This is a genomic window from Bradyrhizobium sp. USDA 4541 (assembly GCF_024171085.1).
Lineage (GTDB): Bacteria > Pseudomonadota > Alphaproteobacteria > Rhizobiales > Xanthobacteraceae > Bradyrhizobium > Bradyrhizobium australafricanum.
The window spans coordinates 3946150-3968593 of sequence record NZ_JALJZF010000001.1 but is presented as its reverse complement, the minus strand read 5'-3'; the positions used below and the strand labels follow the sequence as shown (position 1 = coordinate 3968593).

19 protein-coding genes are annotated in these 22444 nt (G+C 64.7%); 13 read left to right on the top strand and 6 right to left on the bottom strand.

Translation table 11 applies throughout. The features are described from left to right. Positions 1-185: 185 nt before the first annotated feature. The 5 genes from J2R80_RS18555 to J2R80_RS18535 all read left to right on the top strand — a co-directional run bounded on the left by J2R80_RS18555 (position 186) and on the right by J2R80_RS18535 (position 6099). Positions 186-2777, top strand: coding sequence for an ATP-dependent helicase (locus J2R80_RS18555; protein WP_253639085.1), 2592 nt, complete (start codon positions 186-188; stop codon positions 2775-2777). A gap of 90 nt (positions 2778-2867) precedes the next feature. Continuing rightward, positions 2868-3281 carry a hypothetical protein gene (locus tag J2R80_RS18550; RefSeq protein ID WP_057015016.1) on the top strand — a complete coding sequence of 138 codons (414 nt, stop codon included), beginning with the start codon at positions 2868-2870 and terminating at the stop codon, positions 3279-3281. Beyond that, the gene (locus tag J2R80_RS18545) at positions 3278-3970 is read left to right on the top strand and encodes an OmpA family protein (protein ID WP_076824165.1); all 693 of its coding nucleotides are present in this window, start codon (positions 3278-3280) and stop codon (positions 3968-3970) included. Before J2R80_RS18550 ends, J2R80_RS18545 begins: the two co-directional genes overlap by 4 nt. Positions 3971-4417: 447 nt before the next feature. Then, positions 4418-5341, top strand: a complete 924-nt coding sequence (locus tag J2R80_RS18540) for an ABC transporter ATP-binding protein (protein ID WP_092088660.1) — start codon at positions 4418-4420, stop codon at positions 5339-5341. Further along, positions 5338-6099: an ABC transporter permease gene (locus J2R80_RS18535; RefSeq protein ID WP_028342160.1), complete on the top strand. Its 762-nt coding sequence runs from the start codon at positions 5338-5340 to the stop codon at positions 6097-6099. The genes J2R80_RS18540 and J2R80_RS18535 overlap by 4 nt, the downstream gene beginning before the upstream one ends. A 211-nt stretch (positions 6100-6310) precedes the next feature. On the opposite strand, the gene J2R80_RS18530 is transcribed toward J2R80_RS18535, so the two are convergent. Beyond that, a complete protein-coding gene (locus tag J2R80_RS18530; protein WP_018273009.1) occupies positions 6311-6640 on the bottom strand; it encodes a hypothetical protein in 330 nt (109 codons plus the stop codon). Positions 6641-6940: 300 nt separating this feature from the next. Here J2R80_RS18530 and J2R80_RS18525 point away from each other — a divergent pair, with 300 nt between their 5' ends. Together J2R80_RS18525 and J2R80_RS18520 are read left to right on the top strand one after the other, a co-directional pair. Continuing rightward, positions 6941-7738 carry a L,D-transpeptidase gene (locus J2R80_RS18525; RefSeq protein ID WP_253639084.1) on the top strand — a complete coding sequence of 266 codons (798 nt, stop codon included), beginning with the start codon at positions 6941-6943 and terminating at the stop codon, positions 7736-7738. A 317-nt stretch (positions 7739-8055) separates the two neighbouring features. Then, positions 8056-8904, top strand: coding sequence for an alpha/beta hydrolase (locus tag J2R80_RS18520; protein WP_253639083.1), 849 nt, complete (start codon positions 8056-8058; stop codon positions 8902-8904). A gap of 92 nt (positions 8905-8996) precedes the next feature. On the opposite strand, the gene J2R80_RS18515 is transcribed toward J2R80_RS18520, so the two are convergent. Further along, on the bottom strand, positions 8997-9554 hold the full coding sequence (locus J2R80_RS18515) for a DUF308 domain-containing protein (protein WP_253639082.1): 558 nt from the start codon (positions 9552-9554) through the stop codon (positions 8997-8999). A 133-nt stretch (positions 9555-9687) separates the two neighbouring features. Between J2R80_RS18515 and J2R80_RS18510 the strand changes: the two genes are divergently transcribed. Next, positions 9688-10275 carry a TetR family transcriptional regulator gene (locus J2R80_RS18510; RefSeq protein WP_253639081.1) on the top strand — a complete coding sequence of 196 codons (588 nt, stop codon included), beginning with the start codon at positions 9688-9690 and terminating at the stop codon, positions 10273-10275. Between the two features lie 46 nt (positions 10276-10321). Here J2R80_RS18510 and J2R80_RS18505 read toward each other — a convergent pair whose 3' ends face one another. After that, positions 10322-12586, bottom strand: a complete 2265-nt coding sequence (locus tag J2R80_RS18505; RefSeq protein WP_253639080.1) for a spermidine synthase — start codon at positions 12584-12586, stop codon at positions 10322-10324. Between the two features lie 179 nt (positions 12587-12765). Between J2R80_RS18505 and J2R80_RS18500 the strand changes: the two genes are divergently transcribed. After that, the gene (locus J2R80_RS18500; RefSeq protein ID WP_253639079.1) at positions 12766-14367 is read left to right on the top strand and encodes an NAD(P)/FAD-dependent oxidoreductase; all 1602 of its coding nucleotides are present in this window, start codon (positions 12766-12768) and stop codon (positions 14365-14367) included. 262 nt (positions 14368-14629) lie between these two features. Here J2R80_RS18500 and J2R80_RS18495 read toward each other — a convergent pair whose 3' ends face one another. Further along, the gene (locus J2R80_RS18495; RefSeq protein ID WP_016841571.1) at positions 14630-14794 is read right to left on the bottom strand and encodes a Flp family type IVb pilin; all 165 of its coding nucleotides are present in this window, start codon (positions 14792-14794) and stop codon (positions 14630-14632) included. 170 nt (positions 14795-14964) lie between these two features. Here J2R80_RS18495 and J2R80_RS18490 point away from each other — a divergent pair, with 170 nt between their 5' ends. Then, positions 14965-15849 carry a 50S ribosomal protein L11 methyltransferase gene (locus J2R80_RS18490; RefSeq protein ID WP_253639078.1) on the top strand — a complete coding sequence of 295 codons (885 nt, stop codon included), beginning with the start codon at positions 14965-14967 and terminating at the stop codon, positions 15847-15849. Further along, complete coding sequence (locus J2R80_RS18485; RefSeq protein WP_253639077.1) at positions 15846-16352, top strand: hypothetical protein; 507 nt, start codon at positions 15846-15848, stop codon at positions 16350-16352. Before J2R80_RS18490 ends, J2R80_RS18485 begins: the two co-directional genes overlap by 4 nt. 18 nt (positions 16353-16370) lie before the next feature. Here J2R80_RS18485 and J2R80_RS18480 read toward each other — a convergent pair whose 3' ends face one another. After that, on the bottom strand, positions 16371-16556 hold the full coding sequence (locus tag J2R80_RS18480; protein ID WP_253639076.1) for a hypothetical protein: 186 nt from the start codon (positions 16554-16556) through the stop codon (positions 16371-16373). Positions 16557-16746: 190 nt separating this feature from the next. On the opposite strand from J2R80_RS18480, the gene J2R80_RS18475 reads away from it, so the two are divergent. Together J2R80_RS18475 and J2R80_RS18470 are read left to right on the top strand one after the other, a co-directional pair. After that, positions 16747-18576 (top strand): aminopeptidase P family protein, encoded by a 1830-nt coding sequence (locus tag J2R80_RS18475; RefSeq protein WP_253639075.1) that lies wholly within the window; start codon positions 16747-16749, stop codon positions 18574-18576. Between the two features lie 298 nt (positions 18577-18874). Beyond that, on the top strand, positions 18875-20152 hold the full coding sequence (locus tag J2R80_RS18470; RefSeq protein WP_253639074.1) for a multidrug effflux MFS transporter: 1278 nt from the start codon (positions 18875-18877) through the stop codon (positions 20150-20152). An 89-nt stretch (positions 20153-20241) separates the two neighbouring features. Here J2R80_RS18470 and ligA read toward each other — a convergent pair whose 3' ends face one another. After that, a complete protein-coding gene (gene ligA / locus J2R80_RS18465) occupies positions 20242-22392 on the bottom strand; it encodes an NAD-dependent DNA ligase LigA (protein ID WP_057015005.1) in 2151 nt (716 codons plus the stop codon). Between the last annotated feature and the right edge of the window lie 52 nt (positions 22393-22444).

The window sequence follows — 22444 nt, the reverse complement described above, 5'->3', positions numbered from 1 at the left end:
ACCGCGAAATTTTCGTTGATTTCCGGAACCAGCATTGATGGTGGGCTGCCGGCGAAAGCGTTCCTGTCGATCGCGATAAAACCTGTCAAAACGGCCGATCAGGCCCTATATGGCCTTCAATCCCTGTTAAGAAGGCTCCCCTTCACCATCCTGCGGTGTCATCGTGGGGCCGAGACGATTCGCCAATGACCGAGCCGAGCAAATTGCCCTATCACGGCGTTCCCGAGCACCAGCCGGCGGCTGGCGGCATCGCCGCGCGTGCGCGGGCGGCGGCCGGCCCGCAATATCTGAGCGGCCTCAATCCGGAGCAGCGCGAGGCGGTCGAGACGCTCGACGGCCCCGTGCTGGTGCTTGCCGGCGCCGGCACCGGCAAGACGCGCGTGCTGACCACGCGCATCGCGCATATCCTGAGCCAAGGCCGCGCGCGGCCGCACGAGATCCTGTCGGTGACCTTCACCAACAAGGCGGCGCGCGAGATGAAGCTGCGGCTCGGCCAGATGCTCGGCCAGGCGGTCGAGGGCATGCCGTGGCTCGGCACCTTCCACTCGATCGGCGGCCGCATCCTGCGCATCCATGCCGAGCTGGTGCAGCTCAAATCCAACTTCACGGTGCTCGACGTCGACGACCAGGTGCGGCTGCTGAAGCAATTGCTGCAGGCCGAGAACATCGACGACAAGCGCTGGCCAGCGCGGATGCTGGCCGGCCTGATCGACGGCTGGAAGAACCGCGGCCTGTCGCCGTCGCAGGTGCCGGCGGGCGAAGCGGCCTCGTTCGGCAACGGCAAGGGCGGCAAGATCTACGCGACCTATCAGGAGCGGCTGAAGATCCTCAACGCGGCCGATTTCGGCGACCTGCTGCTCGAGAACATCAGGCTGTTCCGCGAAAATCCAGACGTGCTGCGGCAGTACCAGAGCCGCTTCAAGTTCATCCTGGTCGACGAATATCAGGACACCAACGTCGCGCAGTATCTGTGGCTGCGCCTGCTGTCGCAGGCGCCGTCGCGGCCGGAGCGACGCCTTGCCGACGTCATTCCGGGAGCAACCAACGCGCCAGTCATTCCGGGGCGCCTCGAAGAGGCGAACCCGGAATCCCGAAGCAATGAGGACTCAACTCGAGATTCCGGGTTCGCACCTGGCGGTGCGCCCCGGAATGACGAGGAAAACGTCACCACGCAACAACCCCTCAAGAACATCTGCTGCGTCGGCGACGACGACCAGTCGATCTATGGCTGGCGCGGCGCCGAGGTCGACAACATCCTGCGCTTCGAGCACGATTTCCCCGGCGCCAAGGTCATCCGCCTCGAGCGCAATTACCGCTCCACCGGCCACATTCTGGCCGCGGCCTCGCATCTGATCGCGCATAATGAAGGCCGGCTCGGCAAGACGCTGCGCACCGAGGATGTCGACGGTGAGAAGGTCACCGTCACCGGCTCCTGGGATTCGGAAGAGGAAGCGCGCGCGATCGGCGAGGAGCTCGAGGAACTGCAGCGCTCGGGCGAGAACCTCAACGACGTCGCTATCCTGGTGCGCGCCTCGTTCCAGATGCGCGAGTTCGAAGACCGCTTCGTCACGCTCGGCCTGCCCTACCGCGTGATCGGCGGCCCCCGATTCTATGAGCGCGCCGAAATCCGCGATGCGCTGGCCTATTTGCGCACCATCAACTCGCCGGCCGACGATCTCGCCTTCGAGCGCATCGTCAACGTGCCCAAACGGGGGCTCGGCGACGCCACCGTGCAGCTGCTGCATGACCATGCCCGCAAGCGCCGCATTCCGCTGTTCGAGGCGGCGCGCGCCGTGGTCGAGACCGACGAGCTGAAGCCGAAGGCGCGCGGCTCCTTGCGCGATCTCGTCATGCAGTTCGACCGCTGGCGCGCCCAGCGCGAGGTCACCTCGCATACCGAGCTCGCCGAGATCGTGCTCGACGAGAGCGGCTACACCGAGATGTGGCAGAAGGACCGCTCGGCTGATGCCGCGGGCCGGCTGGAGAACCTCAAGGAGCTGGTGCGTTCGATGGAGGAATTCGAGAACCTGCAAGGGTTTCTCGAACATATCTCGCTGGTGATGGACCGCGACGGCGAGGCCGGCGACGAGGCGGTGTCGCTGATGACGCTGCATTCGGCCAAGGGCTTGGAATTCGACAACGTGTTCCTGCCGGGCTGGGAGGAAGGCCTGTTTCCGAGCCAGCGCACGCTGGACGAACAGGGCCGCGCCGGGCTCGAGGAGGAGCGCCGCCTCGCCCATGTCGGGCTGACCCGGGCGCGCCGCCGCGCCAAGATCTATTTCGCCACCAACCGCCGCATCCATGGCACCTGGTCGACCACGATCCCCTCGCGCTTCCTCGACGAGCTGCCGGCGCACAATGTCGAAATCACCGAATCCAAGGGCGGATCGGGCTGGGGCGGCAGCGGCGGCTATGGCGCCTCGCGCTTCGACAACCTCGAATCATTCGGCTCGAGCTATTCGACCCCGGGCTGGCAGCGCGCCCAGGCCAACCGCAACCGCGGCGGCGGGGGCCGTAGCGGCAGCGGCTTCGAGGAGCGGCAATCCTCCTTTTCCTCCGAAAGCTTCAATCGCACCAAGCGCGGCCCTGTCGTGATCGAGGGCGAGCTGGTGGCGAAGTCCACCGGCACAACGTCGGATTTTTCGCTGGACGACCGGGTATTTCACCAGAAATTCGGCTACGGCCATGTGGTGAAGATCGACGGCAACAAGCTGACCATCGCCTTCGAAAAGGCCGGCGAGAAGAAGGTGGTCGACAGCTTTGTGCAACGGGTGTGACATAGCGACCTTTCTTTGGCGACCTTCTTTGGCGGTCTTCTCTGTTGGTAGCCCTTGACCCCAGTTGATTTCATGGGTTGAGATGGATCCATGGTCCGGGGGAGGTTTTTCCTTTTTGTCATCGCGCTCACCGCGCCGTCGCTGGCGGTCGCGGAGACGATGAGCTTTGGCGATTCGGCAGCCCAGCTCGCCAAGGCCTGCGGCGCAGACATCACCGCGAACTGCCGCGGCGTCAATCTCGACTCCAACCGCCTCAAGGAATGCCTGTCGCGCAACCGCGACGTGATCTCGCCGCAGTGCAAGGAGAGCTACTTCTCCACCCTCGATGCGATCCAGAAGCGGATCGCGGCGCGCGTCACCGTTGCGAATGCCTGCACCCGCGAGATCGTCAAGGTCTGCGGCGGCTCGACCAAGGAGACCAGCAAGTCGGTGCCCTGCCTCGTCAGCGCCAAGGGCCTCAGCCGCAATTGCACCCAGGCGATCAATGACGCGGGGTATCAATGATGCGGCTGTCGAGGCGAGGCTTGCGCGATCCTGGCCTTTTGGCCCTGCTGGGCACGCTGGCTTTGCTGGCGATGTCGATTGCGCCAGCGCCGGCGCAGACCGCCATCACACGCGACGACGTCATCGCCAAACTCAATCATTTTGAGACAGATGCCGAGGTCGATGTCCCTGCGCTGCGCCAGCAGGTGGCCGAACGATCGAAGTCGCGATCGAAGAACGAGCCACCGCCCTCGAAGCGGCCGCCGATCGCTCCCGACCTGACCAAGCTGCCGACGTTTAACGTCGACATCGCGTTCGACGTCGACACGCCGATCGTGCTGCCGGAATCGTATCAGACGGTCGGGCGGATCGCCGATGCGCTGACGCACTCCTCGCTGCTGCCCTACACCTTCCTGATCGTCGGCCACATCGAATCGACCGGACGACGCGAGAACAATGTGCTGCTGAGCCAGCGGCGCGCCGACGCGATCCGCGACATCCTGGTCAACACCTTCAAGATCACCGCGAAGCGCCTGCAGTCGGTCGGGCTCGGCGAGGAGCAGTTGCTCGACCCGACCAAACCCAACGCGCCGGTCAACAACCAGGTGCAGATCATGCTGGTCGCGAAGGTCGCCGACAGCGCGCCGCCCGCGCACCCTGCCCCGACGGCCGCCGCCAAGAAGCCGGCGAAATCAGCCAAGAAGCACTGATTGGATTGAATATCGGGGCGTCGGAACTGCATCCCCTCCCGCCCGTATACGATGTCCCCGGGGCGAGCGGCGCCTCCACGATTTCGGAATAATAGAAGATTACCGCTGATTTGCCCGAAGGGTCAAGTTGCAATATGCGCCGCCGGCCGCCGGCTCCTTTGCATGGGGTTGTTTTCGACATTTTGGTAGTGCGCCCCTGAGGCGGCAGGCTATCAGCCTCGTTCGAGCCCGGCCTCGATACGTGGACACGTGAGTTGCAGAGGCCGCAAGCGCCGTATGCAATGGCCCTGCCCGCAAGCGGGAGCGGTGCACGCTGCAGAATAAATTTCTCCCTCGCCGACCGATTGCAGAACGGACCGTGCGTTCCTATCTGGGCTGAACCCGCATCACGCGCCTGCCCGGGCCCCAATCCGCGCGCGCCCCCTCCCTCACGCTCACCGACTCTCCATGTCGCCGATCATCTCCGTATCCAATCTTTCGAAAACCTATGGCTCCGGCTTCAAGGCGCTGAAGGGCATCAATCTCGATATCGTCAAAGGCGAGATCTTCGCGCTGCTCGGGCCGAACGGCGCCGGCAAGACCACGCTGATCAGCATCATCTGCGGCATCGCCAATCCGAGCGAGGGCCGCATCACGATCGGCGGGCACGACATCATCGCCGACTATCGCGCGGCGCGGTCGATGATCGGGCTGGTTCCGCAGGAACTGCACACCGACGCGTTCGAGTCGGTGTGGGCGACCGTCAGCTTCAGCCGCGGCCTGTTCGGCAAGCCGAAGAACCCCGCCCATATCGAGAAGGTGCTGCGCGACCTGTCGCTGTGGGACAAGAAGGACGACAAGATCATCACGCTGTCCGGGGGCATGAAGCGCCGCGTGATGATCGCCAAGGCGCTGTCGCACGAACCGCAGATCCTGTTCCTCGACGAGCCCACCGCCGGGGTCGACGTCGAATTGCGCAAGGGCATGTGGGAGGTGGTCCGCACGCTGCAGGCTTCCGGCGTCACCATCATCCTCACCACGCACTACATCGAGGAAGCCGAGGAGATGGCCGACCGCATCGGCGTCATCAACAAGGGCGAGATCATCCTGATCGAGGACAAGGCGACCTTGATGCAGAAGCTCGGCAAGAAGGAGCTGACGCTGCAATTGCAGAACAGGCTCGAGGCCATTCCCGATGTTCTGTCTGCCTACAATCTCGAATTGTCCGACGACGGCCGCACCGTGACCTACGACTACGATACCAAAGGCGACCGCACCGGCATCACCAGCCTGCTCAACGATCTCCGCAATGCCGGCATCCGCATCTCGGACCTCGATACCAAACAAAGCTCCCTCGAAGACATCTTCGTCAGCCTGGTGAGGGCGCCATGAACTACCGCGCAATCCGGGCCATCTACCTGTTCGAAATGGCGCGCACCTGGCGCACGCTGCTGCAGAGCATCGTCTCGCCGGTGGTGTCGACCTCGCTGTACTTTGTGGTGTTCGGCGCCGCGATCGGCTCGCGCATCACCGAGGTCGAGGGCGTCAGCTACGGCACCTTCATCGTGCCGGGGCTCGTGATGCTGTCGGTGCTGACCCAGAGCATCTCCAACGCCTCGTTCGGCATCTACTTCCCGAAATTCGTCGGCACGATCTACGAGATCCTGTCGGCGCCGATCTCCTATTTCGAGATCGTCATCGGCTACGTCGGCGCCGCCGCCACCAAGTCGATCATCCTCGGCCTGATCATCCTGGCGACGGCCGGGCTTTTCGTACCCTTGCATATCCAGCATCCGGTGTGGATGCTGACCTTCCTGGTGCTGACGGCGGTCACCTTCAGCCTGTTCGGCTTCATCATCGGCATCTGGGCCGACGGCTTCGAGAAGCTGCAGATGATCCCGATGCTGGTGGTGACACCGCTGACCTTCCTCGGCGGCAGCTTCTATTCGGTGAACATGCTGCCGTCGGGCTGGCGCACCATCACCCTGCTCAATCCCGTGGTCTATCTGATCTCCGGCTTCCGCTGGAGCTTCTACGAGATCGCCGATGTCAGCGTGCCGCTGAGTCTCGGCATGACCGTGGGCTTCCTGGTCGCCTGCATGGCCATCGTGGCGTGGATCTTCAGAACCGGCTACCGGCTGAAGAACTGATTTGCGAAAGCAAGTCATTCCGGGGCGCGCCTTAGCGCGAACCTCAGATGCGCAATTGCGCATCGGGGAATCTCGCGCCGTCACTTCGAAGATTCCGGGTTCATGCTTCGCATGCCCCCGGAATGACGCTCGCCCGTAGCAAGGATGGAGCCAACGGGGCGCGCGTTCGCGCGACCCGTTGGCTCCATCCGGGCTACAGGGTATTCAACGATCAATAGCAGTGGAAATGACCGTGGCGGTAATAGCCGCGGCAGCGGTGGCCACGGCGGTAACCGCGATCCGGGATGCCGAACACGCCCTTGACCGCGCCCATGGCGCCACCAACGCCGGCGCCGACGGCGCCGCCAACCACGCCGCCCACCGGGCCGGCGACCCGGTTGCCCTCATAGGCGCCCTCATGAGCGCCGCGGACGATGCCCTGGGCATGGCCTGCATGGGGGACTGCGACCAGCGTCAAAGCGAGGGCTGCGGCCGCAAGCAGGAGCCGCGCGGAGAGGCCGGCTGGGACGACGGCCGCGGTCTTCACCTTGGTGTTGTTCATCTGGATTCCTTGATGCGCGGCGCGAACGCGCCGCCGGGCGGGATTGTTAAACGCTCATGCGGCCAAATGGTTGCGTGTCGGAGACCAATCGGGCCGTGGTCGCGGCCTGCTCGCGAAAAAGTCAGCTCGCCGTGACAGGCAAGCCCGGCTTCGGCCTTGTTTGCGCCGCGCACGGGATTAACCATGGCGATTGATCACGGCCTTGGCCCGCCACTGGAACCAAGTTCGGATTCCGTGCATATTGATTGCCGGGGACGGAGAGCCGCGGCTTCGCGAGCAGGCCTGGAGGCCAAAGGTAAAATGCGTTCGTTCCTCATTGCGTTCACGTCCGTGATGCTCTTCACCGCCGGTGCCGCACAGGCCAAAGTCGATATCACCATCGACAAGGACAACCAGCAGATGACCGTCGCGGTCGACGGCGTCGCGCGCTATCACTGGCCGGTCTCGACCGGCATCCCGTCGCGCGAAACGCCGAACGGCAGCTTCCGCGCCTTCCGCATGGAAGAGGATCACTACTCCAAGGAATTCGACGACGCGCCGATGCCGCACTCGATTTTCTTCACCAAGATCGGGCACGCGATTCACGGCACCGACTCGGTGAGCCGCCTCGGCTCGCCGGCCTCGCATGGCTGCGTGCGGCTGTCGCGCGACAACGCAACCACGCTTTACTCCCTGGTCCAGAAGGAAGGCGTGCTCAACACCACCGTGACGCTGACCGGCTCGTCGCAGGTCGCGCTGGCGCGCAATCCGCGTGGACGCAACGGCACCGCCGTCGCCCGCCGCGCACCGCAGCAATATGACGAGCAGTACGGCACCGCCGCCGCCGGCGACCCGGTCGTGCTGACGCCGCAGCCGCGCGACTATCCGGCGCAGGTCCGCACCGACGACGGCTACATCTATCCAGCCGACGGCAGCTCGACCGATCGCCGCTATCCGGCACCGCCGTCAAGCCGCCGTGTCTACGACGCGCAGGCCTATGGCCAGCAGCAGCAGCAGTACTACGCCAATCAGGGCTACGCACCGGCGCCGCAGGGCTACTACCAGCCGCGCCCCGCCTATCAGCCGCGCGGCTTCTACGGCAACACCTATCAGGATTAGAGCGTTTTCGAGCGAAGTAGGCGCCGGTTCGCGTGAAGAAAACGCGTCAAAAGAAATCTGCCGCACGCTCTTGATCCGTGACGGCGCCGCAGGCAGGGCGCCGTCAGTTCACGCTCCCCTCACCCGCTTGTGACCTTCGCAAAGGGCGCCCGTCATCGTGCGCCGTGGCCCGTCGTCGCGTCGTCATCTGATTGTAAAACTAGCCCGATATTCGGCGGCACAAGCGCCCGCCTGGCCCCTGGAGGCCGATTCATGCGGCATGCCCGATGAAATCAGGGCGAGAAGCGCGGGTCACGTAGGCTAGATCAGAGGTCGACATGAAACGGGGCATCATTGTCCTTTGCCTGTGCATCGTGGCGATGGCCGCTTATTTCACGACGGACAGATGGGCCATCCGTCACACGACGCTGACGTTCCACGACGTTCTGCGCGACGACCGCGACGTCACGGTCGAGGTCGCGGTGCGCCGCGACCGGCAAATGCAGGCAATGGCCGAGATGATCGAGCTGCCGGTCGCGATCCTAAGCCACGGCAACACCGTCAAGAACACCGAGTACTCGTTCCTCACCAATTTGTTCGCGTCGCGCGGATACCTCGTGATCAGCATTCAGCATGATCTCGACACCGACGAGCCGATGGTCACCAAGGTCGGCGAGGAATATGTCGGCCGCCGCATGCAGTACAATCGCGGCGTCTTCAACATCATGTATGCGATCGACGAGCTCAAGAAGCTCTACCCGAACGCAAACTATCGCCAGCTGACGTTGATCGGCCATTCCAACGGCGGAGACATCTCGATGTTCTTCGCCAAGCAGCATCCCGACCTGGTGAAGAAGGTCGTCACGCTGGACAATCTGCGCGTCCCCTTCATCACCGACGGCAGGATAAAGATCCTCTCGTTCCGCTCCAGGGATCCGGTGTTCAAGGCCGATCCGGGCGTCGTGCCCGACGACGAGACCTGTGCGAGACTCGGCATCAAGGTGGTCAGAACCGAATTCCAGCACAACGATCTCAGCGACCGCGGCCCGGACAGCGCGAGATCGTCGATCCAGGCCGGCGTGGAGCAATTCCTCGACGAGGATGCCGGCCAGAGTACGCCGACGATGCCGCTGCTCGCTGCCTCGACGCCCGCCACCGCGAGTACAGCGCCGCCAGAGAACAAATAGTCGCGTCGCGCTGAAGGCGAGCTGGCGCTCTCCGTCGGACAGCTCTCCGTTCCGATTGAATCGGAACGGAGCTCCAGCTTCTTGCTTTGACTCTAGGCGCGCGCGTGGCGATAGCCGGTGGCAACGAGCCAGATTGCGGAAAGCAAGAAGTAGAACGCGCCGAAGCCCGCATAGGGAGCGACGTCGAGAATGGTCGGCGCAACGGTACCTACGGACTGGCTGATCATGTAGCCGCCGGCGAGTGCCGACTGTGCGCCACTCAGGATCATCGCCCATTGCGCGCCATAATGACGCCAGCGCCTGACGCCGGTGTACAATTGCAGCACGCCCGCGAGGATCGCCCAAACCCCGAACACGGCGAGGACGGCATAGCTGCTGTGGCGGAGCGCCACGATCACGGCGAGCGTCGTGATCGCGCTGACCACGACATTCAGGGCCTGGGATGGGTTGGCCTTCAGGCCGCCATTGACCCGGGCATCAGCCAGATTGGCGATGCCGTCCCACGCCGGGTAGATCACGAGCAGAACCGCGGCAGGGCCGGCTTGACCGCTGAACAGAACGGCGGTGGCGACCCAGGCGACCGAGAAGATGGCGCGCCCGAGATAATAGGATCGCAGCCAGGTGGATTGGGTCGAAAGGTTGCTTTGCATTAACAGGGCTCCTTGTTTATCTTCCTACTAGTAGGTAGATGCATTCCGAGTCAATCTGGCGCTCGGACGCCCTGTGCGGAGAGGAAGGCCTTGATTTACCTTTGTAATTTACCTACTGGAAGGTAGGCATGACGTGAACGTGATGACTTCGACTTCTGAAAAAATTCTCGACGTCGCGCAGCCCCTCATCGTCGCGGGGGGCTACAACGGCTTCAGCTATGCCGACATTTCCGACGCCATCGGTATCCGGAAGGCGAGCATCCACCATCACTTCCCGACCAAGGCCGAGCTGGTCTCGGCGCTGGTGGATCGCTACCGGCAGCAGACCGAGCTGGGCCTGAAGTCGCTTCGGGAGCAATCCGCAAGCCCGGCCGACCAGCTGCAGGCTTACGTGAACTTCTGGCAGGCGTGCATCGGCGATGCCTCGCTGCCGTTCTGCGTCTGCGCGATGCTTGCCGGCGAGATGCCGATGTTGCCGGACGAGATCGCATCGCGCGTCCGCGCCCATTTCCGTCATCTCGCAGGATGGCTGACATCGGTGCTGCAGGCCGGCGCGGAACAGCATCTGTTCCGGCTGGATCAGCGGCCGGACGAAGAGGCCCAGATGCTGATGGCGTCGGTTCATGGGGCAATGCTCTCGGCGAGGGCTTTCGACGATCCCGGAATGTTTGCCGCGATCGTCAAGCCCCAGTTCGCCAGACTGCTGGTAGCCGATCGCTAGAGAATTATCGCGCGGAAGCCGCCGCGATTGGCTCGGCTAGCAGGTCCTACTGCTCGCCGTCGCGCAGGCGCCGGTACACTGCACCCAGCACGTTCGAATAGTCGTCGGTCCAGACCCGCTGCTTCTCGTCGGCTTCGGTCTCGGTCCAGACATCCGACGATGCGAGCTTGCCGACGTCTTCCTCCTCGCGCGCGGAGACCACGACCGAGGTCGAGAAGATGTACTCGTTGTCGCGGCCGGAATCCTCGCTGTAGACCCAGCTCTTCATGTCGTTGGCGTCGGCAATGCCGACCACGACGCTGGCAAGTTCGAGGTGACGGTTGGAGACGTGCATCACGACGGCGCCCTGCGGCGCCAGCTTCTCCTTGTAGATCGCCATCGCCTCCTCGGTCGCGAGATGGATCGGGATCGCGTCCGACGAATAGGCGTCGACGATGATCAGATCGTAGGCGCCGTCCGGCTCCTTGGCGAAGGTCAGCCGCGCGTCGCCGATGACGGGCTTGAGGTTCGGCTCGCAGTTCTGGATGTAGGTGAAGTATTTCGGATCGCGCGCGGTATCGACCATCGATTGGTCGATCTCGAAGAAGCGCCAGTCCTCGCCGGGGGCCGACGCGCAGGTCAGCGTCCCCGAACCTAGCCCGATCACCGCCACCTTCAGCGGCGCGCCCTTACGCTCGCGGATCGCTGATATCGCCCGCCCGATGCCGCCGTCCTTGTGATAGTAGCTGATCGGTTCGGGCTTTCCGGCGACCGGCGTGCCGTCATCGTTCTTGAACTTCTCGGCGCCATGGATCGTGGTGCCGTGCATCAGCACGTGATACTGCCCGTTCAGCGTCACCACGATCTTGTGCACGCCGAAGAAGCTGCGCACGGTTTCGACGCGGCCGTCGTCGGATGGATAGGCGCGCAGCACCACCAACGCGACCACGACGGTGGCGAAGATCTTCCAGCGATTGGCGTTCAGCGCGAGCGCAAGCAGCGCCGAGAGCACGCCGACCGCGCCGATCACCCAGACCCGGTGCACATCGAACCAGTTGAAGATGTCGCCGGCCGAATGGCTCGGCGCGATCAGCGCCACCGCCAGCACCGCAAGGAACGGCCAGTACCAGGCGCTCCAGCGCGGCAGCCGCTCCGCGCCGCCGGGCGGACGGCATAGCGCCGCGAGCGCCAGCAGGATCGGATATTCGGCGACCCACGAGAAAGTAAAAGGCGCAATAAGCCCCGCGAACAGGCCGCCGACCATGCCGCCGAACGACAGCGCGACGTAGAAGCCGGTGAGATATTTCGCCGCCGGGCGGGTGCGCGCGAGCTCGCCATGACAGGCCATCGCGATGATGAAGAAACAGAGCTGATGGCCGCCGAGCGTGAGCAGCAGGTTCTGCTCGCCGCCGACCGCAAGCAGGATCACGACGCCGGCAATCGCCAGCGGCTGCGCCCGCAGCATCCATTTGTGCGGCAATAGCGGCCGCGACTGGAACACCAGCACCCAGGTCAAGAGATAGAGCGACAGCGGCAGCACCCACAGCAGGGGCGCGGCGGCGACGTCGGTCGAGATATGCGCCGTCACCGCGATCAGGAGACCGGACGGCACCGCGGCGAGGAAGATCCAGCGCGCCCGCAGCGCCCAGGACGGCGCCGGCGCATTGGCGTCATCGACCTGCATGTCAAGCGCGGCGGCATTGGCCGGCGACCGCAACAGCAGCACGCCGCAACTTGCGATCAGAATAATCAGCAGACCATAACCACCGGTCCAGATCAGATTCTGGATGCGCAACGTGAACATCGGCTCGAGCAGCACCGGATAGGACAATAGCGCGAGGAAGCTGCCGATGTTCGAGGATGCGTAGAGGAAATACGGATCGGGACCATTGGGATGTCCGGTGCGCACGAACCAGGCCTGCAGCAGCGGATTGTTGGCGGCGAGCGCGAAGAACGGCAGGCCGATCGAAACCGCGAACAGGCCGAGCAGCCAGACCGCATAGCCGGACGTCGGCGGCTCGCCCCAGCCGCTCCTGATCGCCAGCGGCAAGGTCAGCAACGCGACGACGAGCAGCACCAGATGCACCACGACCGGCACGATGCGGCCATTCAGCTTCATCAAGAGATGCGCATAGGCGTAGCCGCCGAGCAGCAGCGACTGGAAGAACACCATCGCCACCGACCACACCGCCGGCGAGCCGCCGAGTCGCGGCAGCACCATCTTGGTGAACAGCGGCTGCACCGAGAACAGCAACAGGGCACTGACGAAGATCGCGGCGGTGTAGACAACCAGCACCAGCCGGTTGCGCGAGGCGGTCGGCTCAGACGTCATGAAAGCTCCGGCATGGACCCGGCGGGCGCCGGAGGCGGACAGTCCGGTGGCACCCCACCAGAGGATTTCAGTTGAGCATACGGCACTATCACGGACAAGAAACGGCGGTCACGCGGACTTGACGACGCGGCGCTGCGGCGCCACAGCACATGCTCTAATCACTGCTTCTTGAAGCGGACATGAACGAAACAGACGTCGTCATCATCGGTGCGGGGCACAACGGCCTCACCTGCGCGGCCTATCTCGCGATGGCCGGGCTGCGCGTGAAGGTCGTGGAACGCCGCAAGGTGGTCGGCGGCGCTGCGGTCACCGAAGAATTTTGCCCGGGCTTCCGCAATTCGGTCGCCGCCTACACGGTGAGCCTGCTCAATCCGCAGATCGTGTCTGACCTGAAACTTGCCGATCACGGCCTCAGGATCGTCGAGCGGCGCGCGCAGAACTTCCTCCCCGCGCCCGACGGCAGCTATCTTTTGACCGGCGAAGGCCGGACCCGGGAGTCGGTCGAAAAGCTCAGCCACAAGGACGCGGCCGCAATCGGCGTGTTCTCAGGGGAACTCGAAGCCATCGCCGACGTGCTGCGGCAATTCGTGCTGCGCGCGCCGCCGAACCTCGTCGAGGGCTTTGGCATCAGCGCGATCAGCGAGGCCTTCAACGCGCTCGGCACCGCCAACATCCTGCGCCGGCTGTCGCTGGAACAGCAGCGCAATCTGCTCGACCTGTTCACGCGATCGGCCGGCGAGATGCTCGACGAGCGCTTCGAGAACGACCTCGTCAAGGCGCTGTTCGGCTTCGATGCCATCGTCGGCAATTATGCCAGCCCCTACGCGGCCGGCTCGGCCTATGTGATGCTGCACCATGCGTTCGGCCAGGTGAACGGCAAGAAGGGCGTCTGGGGCCACGCGATCGGCGGCATGGGTGCGATCACCCAGGCAATGGCGCGTGCCGCGCGCGGCCATGGCGTCGAGATCGAAACCGATGCTGCCGTCCGCGAGGTGATCGTCGAGAAGGAGCGCGCCGTCGGCGTCGTCCTCGACAATGACAAGACCGTGCGCGCCAAATACGTCGTCTCGAACGTCAATCCGAAGCTGCTGTACACACGCCTGGTACCGGAAGGCGCATTGGAGCCCGAGTTTCGCGCGCGCATCTCCCGATGGCGGAACGGGTCCGGCACGTTCAGGATGAATGTGGCGCTAAATGCCCTGCCCTCGTTCACCGCGCTGCCCGGCCTAGGGGATCACCTTACGGCGGGGATCATCATCGCTCCGAGCCTCGGCTACATGGATCGCGCCTGGCACGATGCGCGCGAATTCGGCTGGAGCCGCGCGCCGGTCGTCGAGGTGCTGATCCCCTCGACGCTCGACGACAGCCTGAGCCCGCCGGGCCAGCATGTCGCGAGCCTGTTCTGCCAGCACGTCGCGCCGCAACTACCCGACGGCAGATCGTGGGACGATTATCGCGAAGAGGTCGCCGATCTGATGATCGCAACCGTCGATCGCTACGTCCCCGGCTTCGCAGGCAGCGTGATCGGCCGCCAGGTCCTGTCGCCTCTCGACCTCGAGCGGCAATTCGGCCTGCTCGGCGGCGACATCTTTCACGGTGCGCTGACACTGAACCAGTTGTTCTCGGCGCGGCCGATGCTCGGCCATGCCGACTATCGCGGACCGCTGAAGGGTCTCTACCATTGCGGTTCCGGCGCCCATCCCGGCGGCGGCGTCACCGGCGCCCCCGGCCACAATGCCGCGCGGGCGATTTTGGCCGACCATCGCGCGCTGTTCTCGTAGACGACACACCGCGCCCGCGGGACAAGCTGTGGACAGGCGTGTTGAGAAGCTGTGGGTCTGCGGTGGGCAGCGGCCTTGTCTCAAGACGGGATAACCGGTGGACGCCGCTGTGGACCGGCTGTGCGATCGACGCTGACAATCCCGGGAGAACGCAGTTGATGTCTTGTCGACAAGCTGCGTGTGGCTCTGTGGACAATCGGTCAAAAAGAAAACACCGGGCGACATGTCGCCCGGTGCTTCCCTGAGAACGCCGTTCGAGAAATTACTTCAGCGAGCCGCTGATCGAGTTGAAGGTCCCGCTCAGTGCCGTGCCGACGCCATTCACCGCAGCGATGATCGCGATGGCGATACCGGTCGCGATCAGTCCGTATTCGATGGCGGTCGCGCCGGATTCATTCCGCAAAAACTTAACGATAAAAGCCTTCATTGCAGCCCTGCCCTTGGTTGTGATGCCTTGGAACGAAGGGTGTTCCCAGTTCCGCCACCGTAGTAGTACGGCAACATCTAAGGTTGTCTGAACCGGGAACCTCTCAATTCTCGCGATATTCGATTGAATCCGGCTTGAAATTTTAACAAAAACCGCGCTACCGGCCTCCGATGACCCCGTCCACACACCGCGCCAGCGTCACCCTTCCAGATGAATCGACCGCAAAGCGCGTGGTAGACGCGCTTTCCGAGCTGTTTTTCGAGGATCAGGCGGCGTTTGCGGCCTTCGAGCGGCCGGATGGCCGCTGGGACGTCACCGTCCATTTTGCCGAGCCGCCGGACCAAAATTTACTGCGCGAGCTGGTCGGCCAAGTGGTGCGGCAGGATGTCGCATCTACTTTAGTCTTGGATACCGTGGAGGCCAAGGACTGGGTCAAGGCCAGCCTGGAGGATCTTGTCCCGGTCGCGGCCGGCCGCTTTATCGTCCACGGCCAGCATGACCGGCACCGGATACCCCCCAACAAGCTCGGGATCGAGATCGAGGCGGCGCTGGCCTTCGGCACCGGCCATCACGGCACCACCCGCGGCTGCCTGCTGCTGCTCGACCACGTGCTGAAAGCGTATCAGCCCCGCCGCGTGCTGGATCTCGGCACCGGGACCGGCGTGCTGGCGATCGCCGCCGCCAAGGCGCTGCACGGCAAGGTGCTGGCAAGCGACATCGACCCGCCGTCGGTCAGGGTCGCCGAGGAGAATGCCCGGCTGAACGGCGCAGGCGATCTGGTGGACGTGATCCGCGCCACCGGCTTTGCCGCTCCGCGCTTTGCCGAGGACGGTCCGTTCGAGCTGGTGCTCGCCAACATCCTCGCCAATCCGCTGCGGCAGCTGGCCGGCCCGATGGCGCGCCACCTCGCCTCGTCGGCGCAGGTCATTCTCTCGGGCCTGCTGACGCACCAGGCGCCGGCGGTCATCGCCGCCTACCGTGCCCGCGGGCTGGTGCCGCTGCAGCATCTGAGGATCGAGGGCTGGAGCAGCCTGCTGCTGCGCTCCGTGAAGTGACCGCGACCGGCAGACAGTGCGGCGACTGCACGCTCTGCTGCAAGGTGATGGCGATCGAGGAACTGGCCAAGCCTGCCAACACGTGGTGCCCGCATTGCAAGCCGGGGCGCGGCTGCCGGACCTATCCGGGCCGGCCGGCGGAATGCCGCTCGTTCAGCTGCGTCTGGCTGGCGAACGAGCTGCTGGAGGAGCACTGGAAGCCTTCCAGGTCGAAGCTCGTCCTGACCACGTCGGAAGATGGTTTTGAGGTCAGATGCGATCCGGGCTTCCCCGACGCCTGGCGCAAAGAGCCGTTTTGCAACGAGCTCAGGGAATGGGCGATCTCCGGCGAGACGCTCGACATGACCGTCGTCGTGATCGCCGGCCAGCGCATGACGCTCGTGACGCCCGAGCGCGAATTCGATCTCGGCATCGTCGGCCCCGATGAGCGGATCGTGCGCGAGCTCGAGGACGGCAAGGTCGTCAATGTGACCGTGGCGAAGGCGTCCGACCTGGAACGGTAGCCGCGATCCGCGGGTTGTCTATTCGGGCGCTGGCGAATCGCTACGGTTAGTCTCGACCTTGTCCTGACCGGCCGCACGCTTGGCGCGCGCCTCGACAAGGCGGTCCAGCATCTGGACGATGATGCCGCGCTGCTTCTGTTCGACCGGCGCGATCGGGCCGCGGCGGACCGGCGGCGAGATCTTCTCAAACGTGAATGCAGGCATCGTGCATCTCCTCACCGTTGAGTTGAGACACTCCTGGACACTCCCCGTACGCTTGGCCGTTGACGTGCAGTGGACATCGTCCGGCCAATTCCACTATGCCATATTCAAGCATAAGTTATGCCAAAAATATGGTCATGCTTGACCGCGCTCGCGCGAAGGTCATGCTTCATCCGAAGAGAGTGCGACGGCGATGTTCGAAGCCCATTTCCAGACGTTCGAAGAGCCTGAAGGCGGCGTGGCGCTGACTGCCCGCTTGAGCGCGCTGCGCGAGGAGCTGGCGCGGCGCAAGCTGACCGGATTCGTGGTTCCGCGCGCAGACCAGCAGCAGAATGAATATGTCGCAGCCTCCGAGGAGCGGCTCGCCTGGCTGACCGGCTTCACTGGATCGGCCGGGCTCGCGATCGTGCTGAGCAAGGAGGCCGCCCTGTTCGTCGACGGCCGCTACACGCTGCAGGCCGGCAAGCAGGTCGACCGCAAGGCCTGGCAAGTCGAGCCGCTGGTCGATCCGCCGCCGGAGCACTGGCTGACCCGGCATCTGGCGGCCGGCGACCGCCTAGGATTTGACCCCTGGCTGCACACTTCTGCGGCAGCCGAACGACTGGCAGCGGCCTGCGCCAAGGCCGGCGCGGAACTGGTCGCCGTCGACAGCAATCCGCTCGATGCGATCTGGCACGAGCGGCCGGCACCGCCGCTCGGTCCGGTCACGATCCACGGCGCGCAGTTTTCCGGGGAGATCGAAGCCGAGAAGCTCAAGCGCATCCGCCTCGAGATCAACAAGCTCGGCGTCGACGCGCTGGTGCTGTCCGACAGCCACGCGGTCGCCTGGACCTTCAACATCCGCGGCGCCGACGTCTCGCATACGCCGCTGCCGCTGTCCTATGCGCTGGTACCGAAGGAAGGCCGGCCGCTGGTGTTCATCGATCAGCGCAAGCTGTCCAACTCGACACGCGACCATCTCGAGCAATCGGCCGATGTCGAGCAGCCCGCGGCGCTGGCGGCAAAACTCACCGAGCTCGCCAAGCGCGGCGCCTCGATCGCGCTCGACAGCGCGACCGCAGCCGACGCCCTGAGCCGCCTGATCGCGGGTGCCGGCGGCAAGCCGGTGCGCGGCAGCGATCCGGTCAGCCTCTTGAAGGCGGTCAAGAACGTCACCGAGATCGAGGGCACGCGCACGGCGCATCAGCGCGACGCGGTGGCGCTGGTGCGTTTCCTCGCCTGGATCGATCGCGAGGCGCCCTCCGGCAGCCTCACCGAGATCGACACCGTCGAGGCGCTGGAGACGTTCCGCCGCCAGACCGGCGCGCTGAAGGACGTCTCCTTCCCGACCATCGCCGGCACCGGGCCGAACGGCGCCATCGTGCACTACCGCGTGACGCGCAAAAGCAACCGCCGCATCGAGCCCGGCGATCTCCTGCTGATCGATTCCGGCGCACAATATGAGGACGGCACCACCGACGTCACCCGCACCATCGCGATCGGCAAGCCGACCGACGAGATGCGCGACCGCTTCACCCGCGTGCTGCGCGGCCATATCGCGATCGCCCGCGCGATCTTCCCCGACGGCACCACCGGCGCGCAGCTCGACACGCTGGCGCGGCAATATCTCTGGCAGGCCGGGATCGATTTCGAGCACGGCACCGGCCACGGCGTCGGCAGCTATCTCAGCGTCCATGAAGGGCCGGCGCGGATTTCCAAGCTCGGCACCACGCCGCTGAAGCGCGGCATGATCCTGTCCAACGAGCCCGGCTACTACAAGACCGACGCCTACGGCATAAGGATCGAGAACCTCGAGCTCGTGATCGGCACCGACATTGCCGGCGCCGAGAAGCCGATCAATGCATTCGAGACGCTGACGCTGGCGCCGATCGATCGCCGCCTGATCGAGGTCGGCATGCTGAGCCCGGACGAACTGGCCTGGCTCAACGACTACCACGCCCGCGTTGCGCATGCGGTGCGCCCGCATCTCGACGACAACGCGACGAAGCTGTGGCTGGATGAGGCGACGGCGGCGCTGAAGTAGCGGCGCGCCCAGCCATCCGCACACTCGACGTCGTCCCCACTCGGTGTCATCCCCCGCGAAAGCGGGGGATTCAGTACGCCGCGGCCTCTCAATTCAAATACGCCTGCCTCTGGAATACCGGGTCCCCCGCTTTCGCGGAGGACGACAGCGGAATTCGCAGCTGACGACAGAGCGTTTATTGCGCGAGACGAAACATCGTCACCGCGTCTCCTGAAATCGCATGGGCGTATGCCGAAACACCCGTATTCCGCGCGGACGGGCACGCTACAGTCTTTCCACAATGCTGGATCGGACCTGAATGCACGGCGTGATGGGCAAGCCGCCCGGCGCGGCCAAAGACAACATCGCGACATCGAAGGTCATGCTGCTGATGCTCGTCGTGATGACGGGCGTGGCGCCGATCTCGCTCTACATGCTGGTGCCGGCGCTGCCGGTGCTGGCGACCACCTTCGGCCGCGACATCTCTATCGCGCAGATGACCGTGTCGCTCTACATGGTCGGCATCGCGCTTTCACAGCTGATCATGGGGCCGCTGTCCGACAGGTTCGGCCGTCGGCCGGTGCTGCTCGCGGGCCTCGGCCTGATGGTCGTGGCCGGCGTCGGCTCGGTGTTCGCCGAGACCCTGCCGCAACTGATCGCGGCGCGCTTCTTCCAGGCGCTCGGCGGCGCCAGCGGCATGGTGATCAGCCGTGCCATCATCCGCGATCTCTATCCGCGCGAGCGGGTCGGCGCCATGATCAGCCTTGTCGTCGCCGCATTGATGATCGCGCAGATGGTGAGCCCGCTGACCGGCGGCCTGCTGGAGACCGCATTCGGCTGGCGCGCGATCCTCTATCTCATCACCGCGGCGTCGCTGATCACCACGATCTTCATCGCGTTGGCGCTGCCGGAAACCCGCCGCGACCGCGCCGAGAGCAGCAGCTTTCGCGGCGACCTCGGCAAGCTGATGACGAGCCGCGCCTTCGTCGGCTATCTATTGTGCCAGGTATTGGCGTCGCAGATCATCTTCGCCTTCGCCGGCGGCGGCCCTTACATCGTGGTGACCCAGATGGGCCGGACCAGCGCCGAGTATGGCGCGTGGTTCGCGATGACGGGGTTCGGCTACTTCGTCGGCAATCTCTTGTGCGTGCGCTTCGCGCCGCGGCACTCGCTGGAGAAATTGATCTGGTTCGGCCTCGCGCTGCAGGTCGGCGGCAGCCTGTTGAACCTGGTCTGGAGTTTTACCGGAGTAAACCAGGCCCCGCTCTGGCTGTTCGGCACCCAGATGATCGTGATGATCGCCAACGCCTTCGTGATGGCCAATTCCGCCGCCGGCGCCATCAGCATCCGGCCCGAAGCCGCCGGCACCGCCTCGGGCGCCATGGGGTTCCTGCAGCAGGGCATCGGCTCGCTGATCTCGCAATTCGGCGCCTATCTCGGCGGCCACTCCACCACGACGCTGCCGCTGACCGCGGCGATCTTCGCGATCTCGATCGCCTGCGCCTGCACCATGATCTTCGTCGTGCCGCGGCGGCAGGTGGTGGTGAGCGAGGAGCTGATCGCGCAGGCCGAGGAGGATGAGCAGGGGATGATGTGAGCAGTTCGTCATTCCGGGGCGATGCGCAGCATCGAACCCGGAATCTCGAGATTCCGGGTTCGCCTCTTCGAGGCGCCCCGGAATGACGGCTACTCCCCGATCAGCTTCAGCCACTCGTCCTCGGTCAGCACCTGGACGCCGTGCTTCTGCGCTTCGGCAAGCTTCGAGCCGGCGCCCGGCCCCGCGACGACGTAGTCGGTCTTCTTCGACACCGAACCGGCCGCCTTGGCGCCCAGCCGTTCGGCGGTCGCCTTGGCCTCGTCGCGCGTCATCTTTTCGAGCGATCCGGTGAACACCACGGTCTTGCCGGCGACCGCCGAATTGCTCTTCGGCTTCTCGGCGTCGATGATCTCGTCGAGCTCTCCGGTCAGCCGCTCGACGATGCCGCGATTGTGGCTCTCGCCGAAATAGTCGGCGATGCTCTTGATCACGGTGTCGCCGATCTGGTCGAGCGCATCCATCTCCGCCATCGCTTCCTCGTCGCCCTTGGCGACCTTGAGGCAGGCATCGTGGAACGCGTCCCAGGAGCCATAGCCGCGCGCCAGTGCCAGCGCGGTGGTCTCGCCGACATGGCGCATGCCGAGCGCGTAGATGAAGCGTTCCAGGCCAATCCTGCGCCGGCTGTCGATCGCGGCGAACAGATTGCGCACCGAGGTCTCGCCGTAGCCTTCGATGTCCTCGAGCTTCAGCTTCGCGTTGCGCTTTTGCAGCGTGAAGATATCAGCCGGCTCCTTGACCCATCCCTCGTCGAAGAAATATTGCAACTGCTTCACGCCGAGACCGTCGATGTCGAAGGCGCGGCGCGACACGAACAGAATGAGGTGTTCGACCTTCTGGAACGGACAGGCGAACTCGCCGGTACAGCGGGCGCGCGATCCCTCCTCGCCAGCCGCGGTCTCCTCGCGCACCACGTCGGTGTGCAGCGGACACGGGCATTTCTTCGGGAAGTGGAATTCCTTCGCGCTCTTCGGCCGCTTGTCGATCACGACGTCGACGACCTGCGGGATCACGTCGCCGGCGCGCTGGATCACCACGGTGTCGCCGATCCTGATGTCGCGTCCCTCGCGCAGCACCTCGCCCTTGTTGCCGATGCCCTTGATGTAGTCCTCATTGTGCAGCGTGACGTTCTGCACGATCACGCCGCCGACACCGACCGGCTCGAGCTTGCCGACCGGCGTGAATGAGCCAGTGCGCCCGACCTGGATCTCGATGTCGCGCAACACCGTCATGGCGCGCTCGGCCGGGAATTTGTGCGCGATCGCCCAGCGCGGCGTGCGCGACACGAAGCCGAGCCGCTCCTGCCAGTCGATGCGATCGACCTTGTAGACGACGCCGTCGATGTCGTAGTCGAGCTCGGCGCGCTGCTCCTCGATCTTGCGATGGAAGGCGATCAGCTCCTCGACCGAGTGGCACAGCTTGGTCAGCGGATTGGTCTTGAAGCCGCACCGCTCGAACCAGTGGATCATGCCGGTCTGGGTATCCTCCGGCAGCGCGCTCATCTCGCCCCAGGCATAGGCGAAGAAGCCGAGCGGCCGCGAGGCAGTGATTGTGGGATCCTTCTGCCGCAGCGAGCCGGCCGCCGAATTGCGCGGATTGGCGAAGATGGTGTCGCCGGCCGCCTTCTGCCGCTCGTTGAGCGCGAGGAACGCCTTCTTGGTCATATAGACCTCGCCGCGCACCTCGCAAATGTCGGGCACGTTGCGGCCCTTCAGCTTCTGCGGCACGTCCTCGAGCGTGCGGATGTTGGCGGTGACGTCCTCACCCTCGGCGCCGTCGCCGCGGGTTGCCGCGGTGACGAGTTCGCCGCCCTCGTAGCGCAGCGACATCGAGAGCCCGTCGATCTTCGGCTCGGCCGAGAAATCGATCTTGTCATCCGGCAGCTTGAGGAAGCGCGTGATGCGCCCGACGAAATCGACCACGTCGGCTTCCGCGAACGCGTTGTCGAGCGACAGCATCGGCAGCGAATGACGAACCTTCCGGAAGCGCCCCGACGGCGCGGCGCCGACCTTCTGCGACGGCGATTCCGCGGTGACGAATTCAGGGAAGCGCTTCTCGATCGCATTGTAGCGCTGCCGCAGCGCGTCGTATTCGGCGTCGCTGACGCTCGGCGCATCGTCCTGATAGTAGCGCTTGTCGTGACCTTCGAGCTCGAGCGCAAGGCGCATCAACTCGACCTTGGCCTGGGCCTTGGTGAGCTTGTCGACGTCGGAGAGTTCTTTCTTTTTTGCTGCTTTAGCCATGCGACGGGCGCGCTATAGTTTTTCGTCATTCCGGGGCGGTCCGTCAGGACCG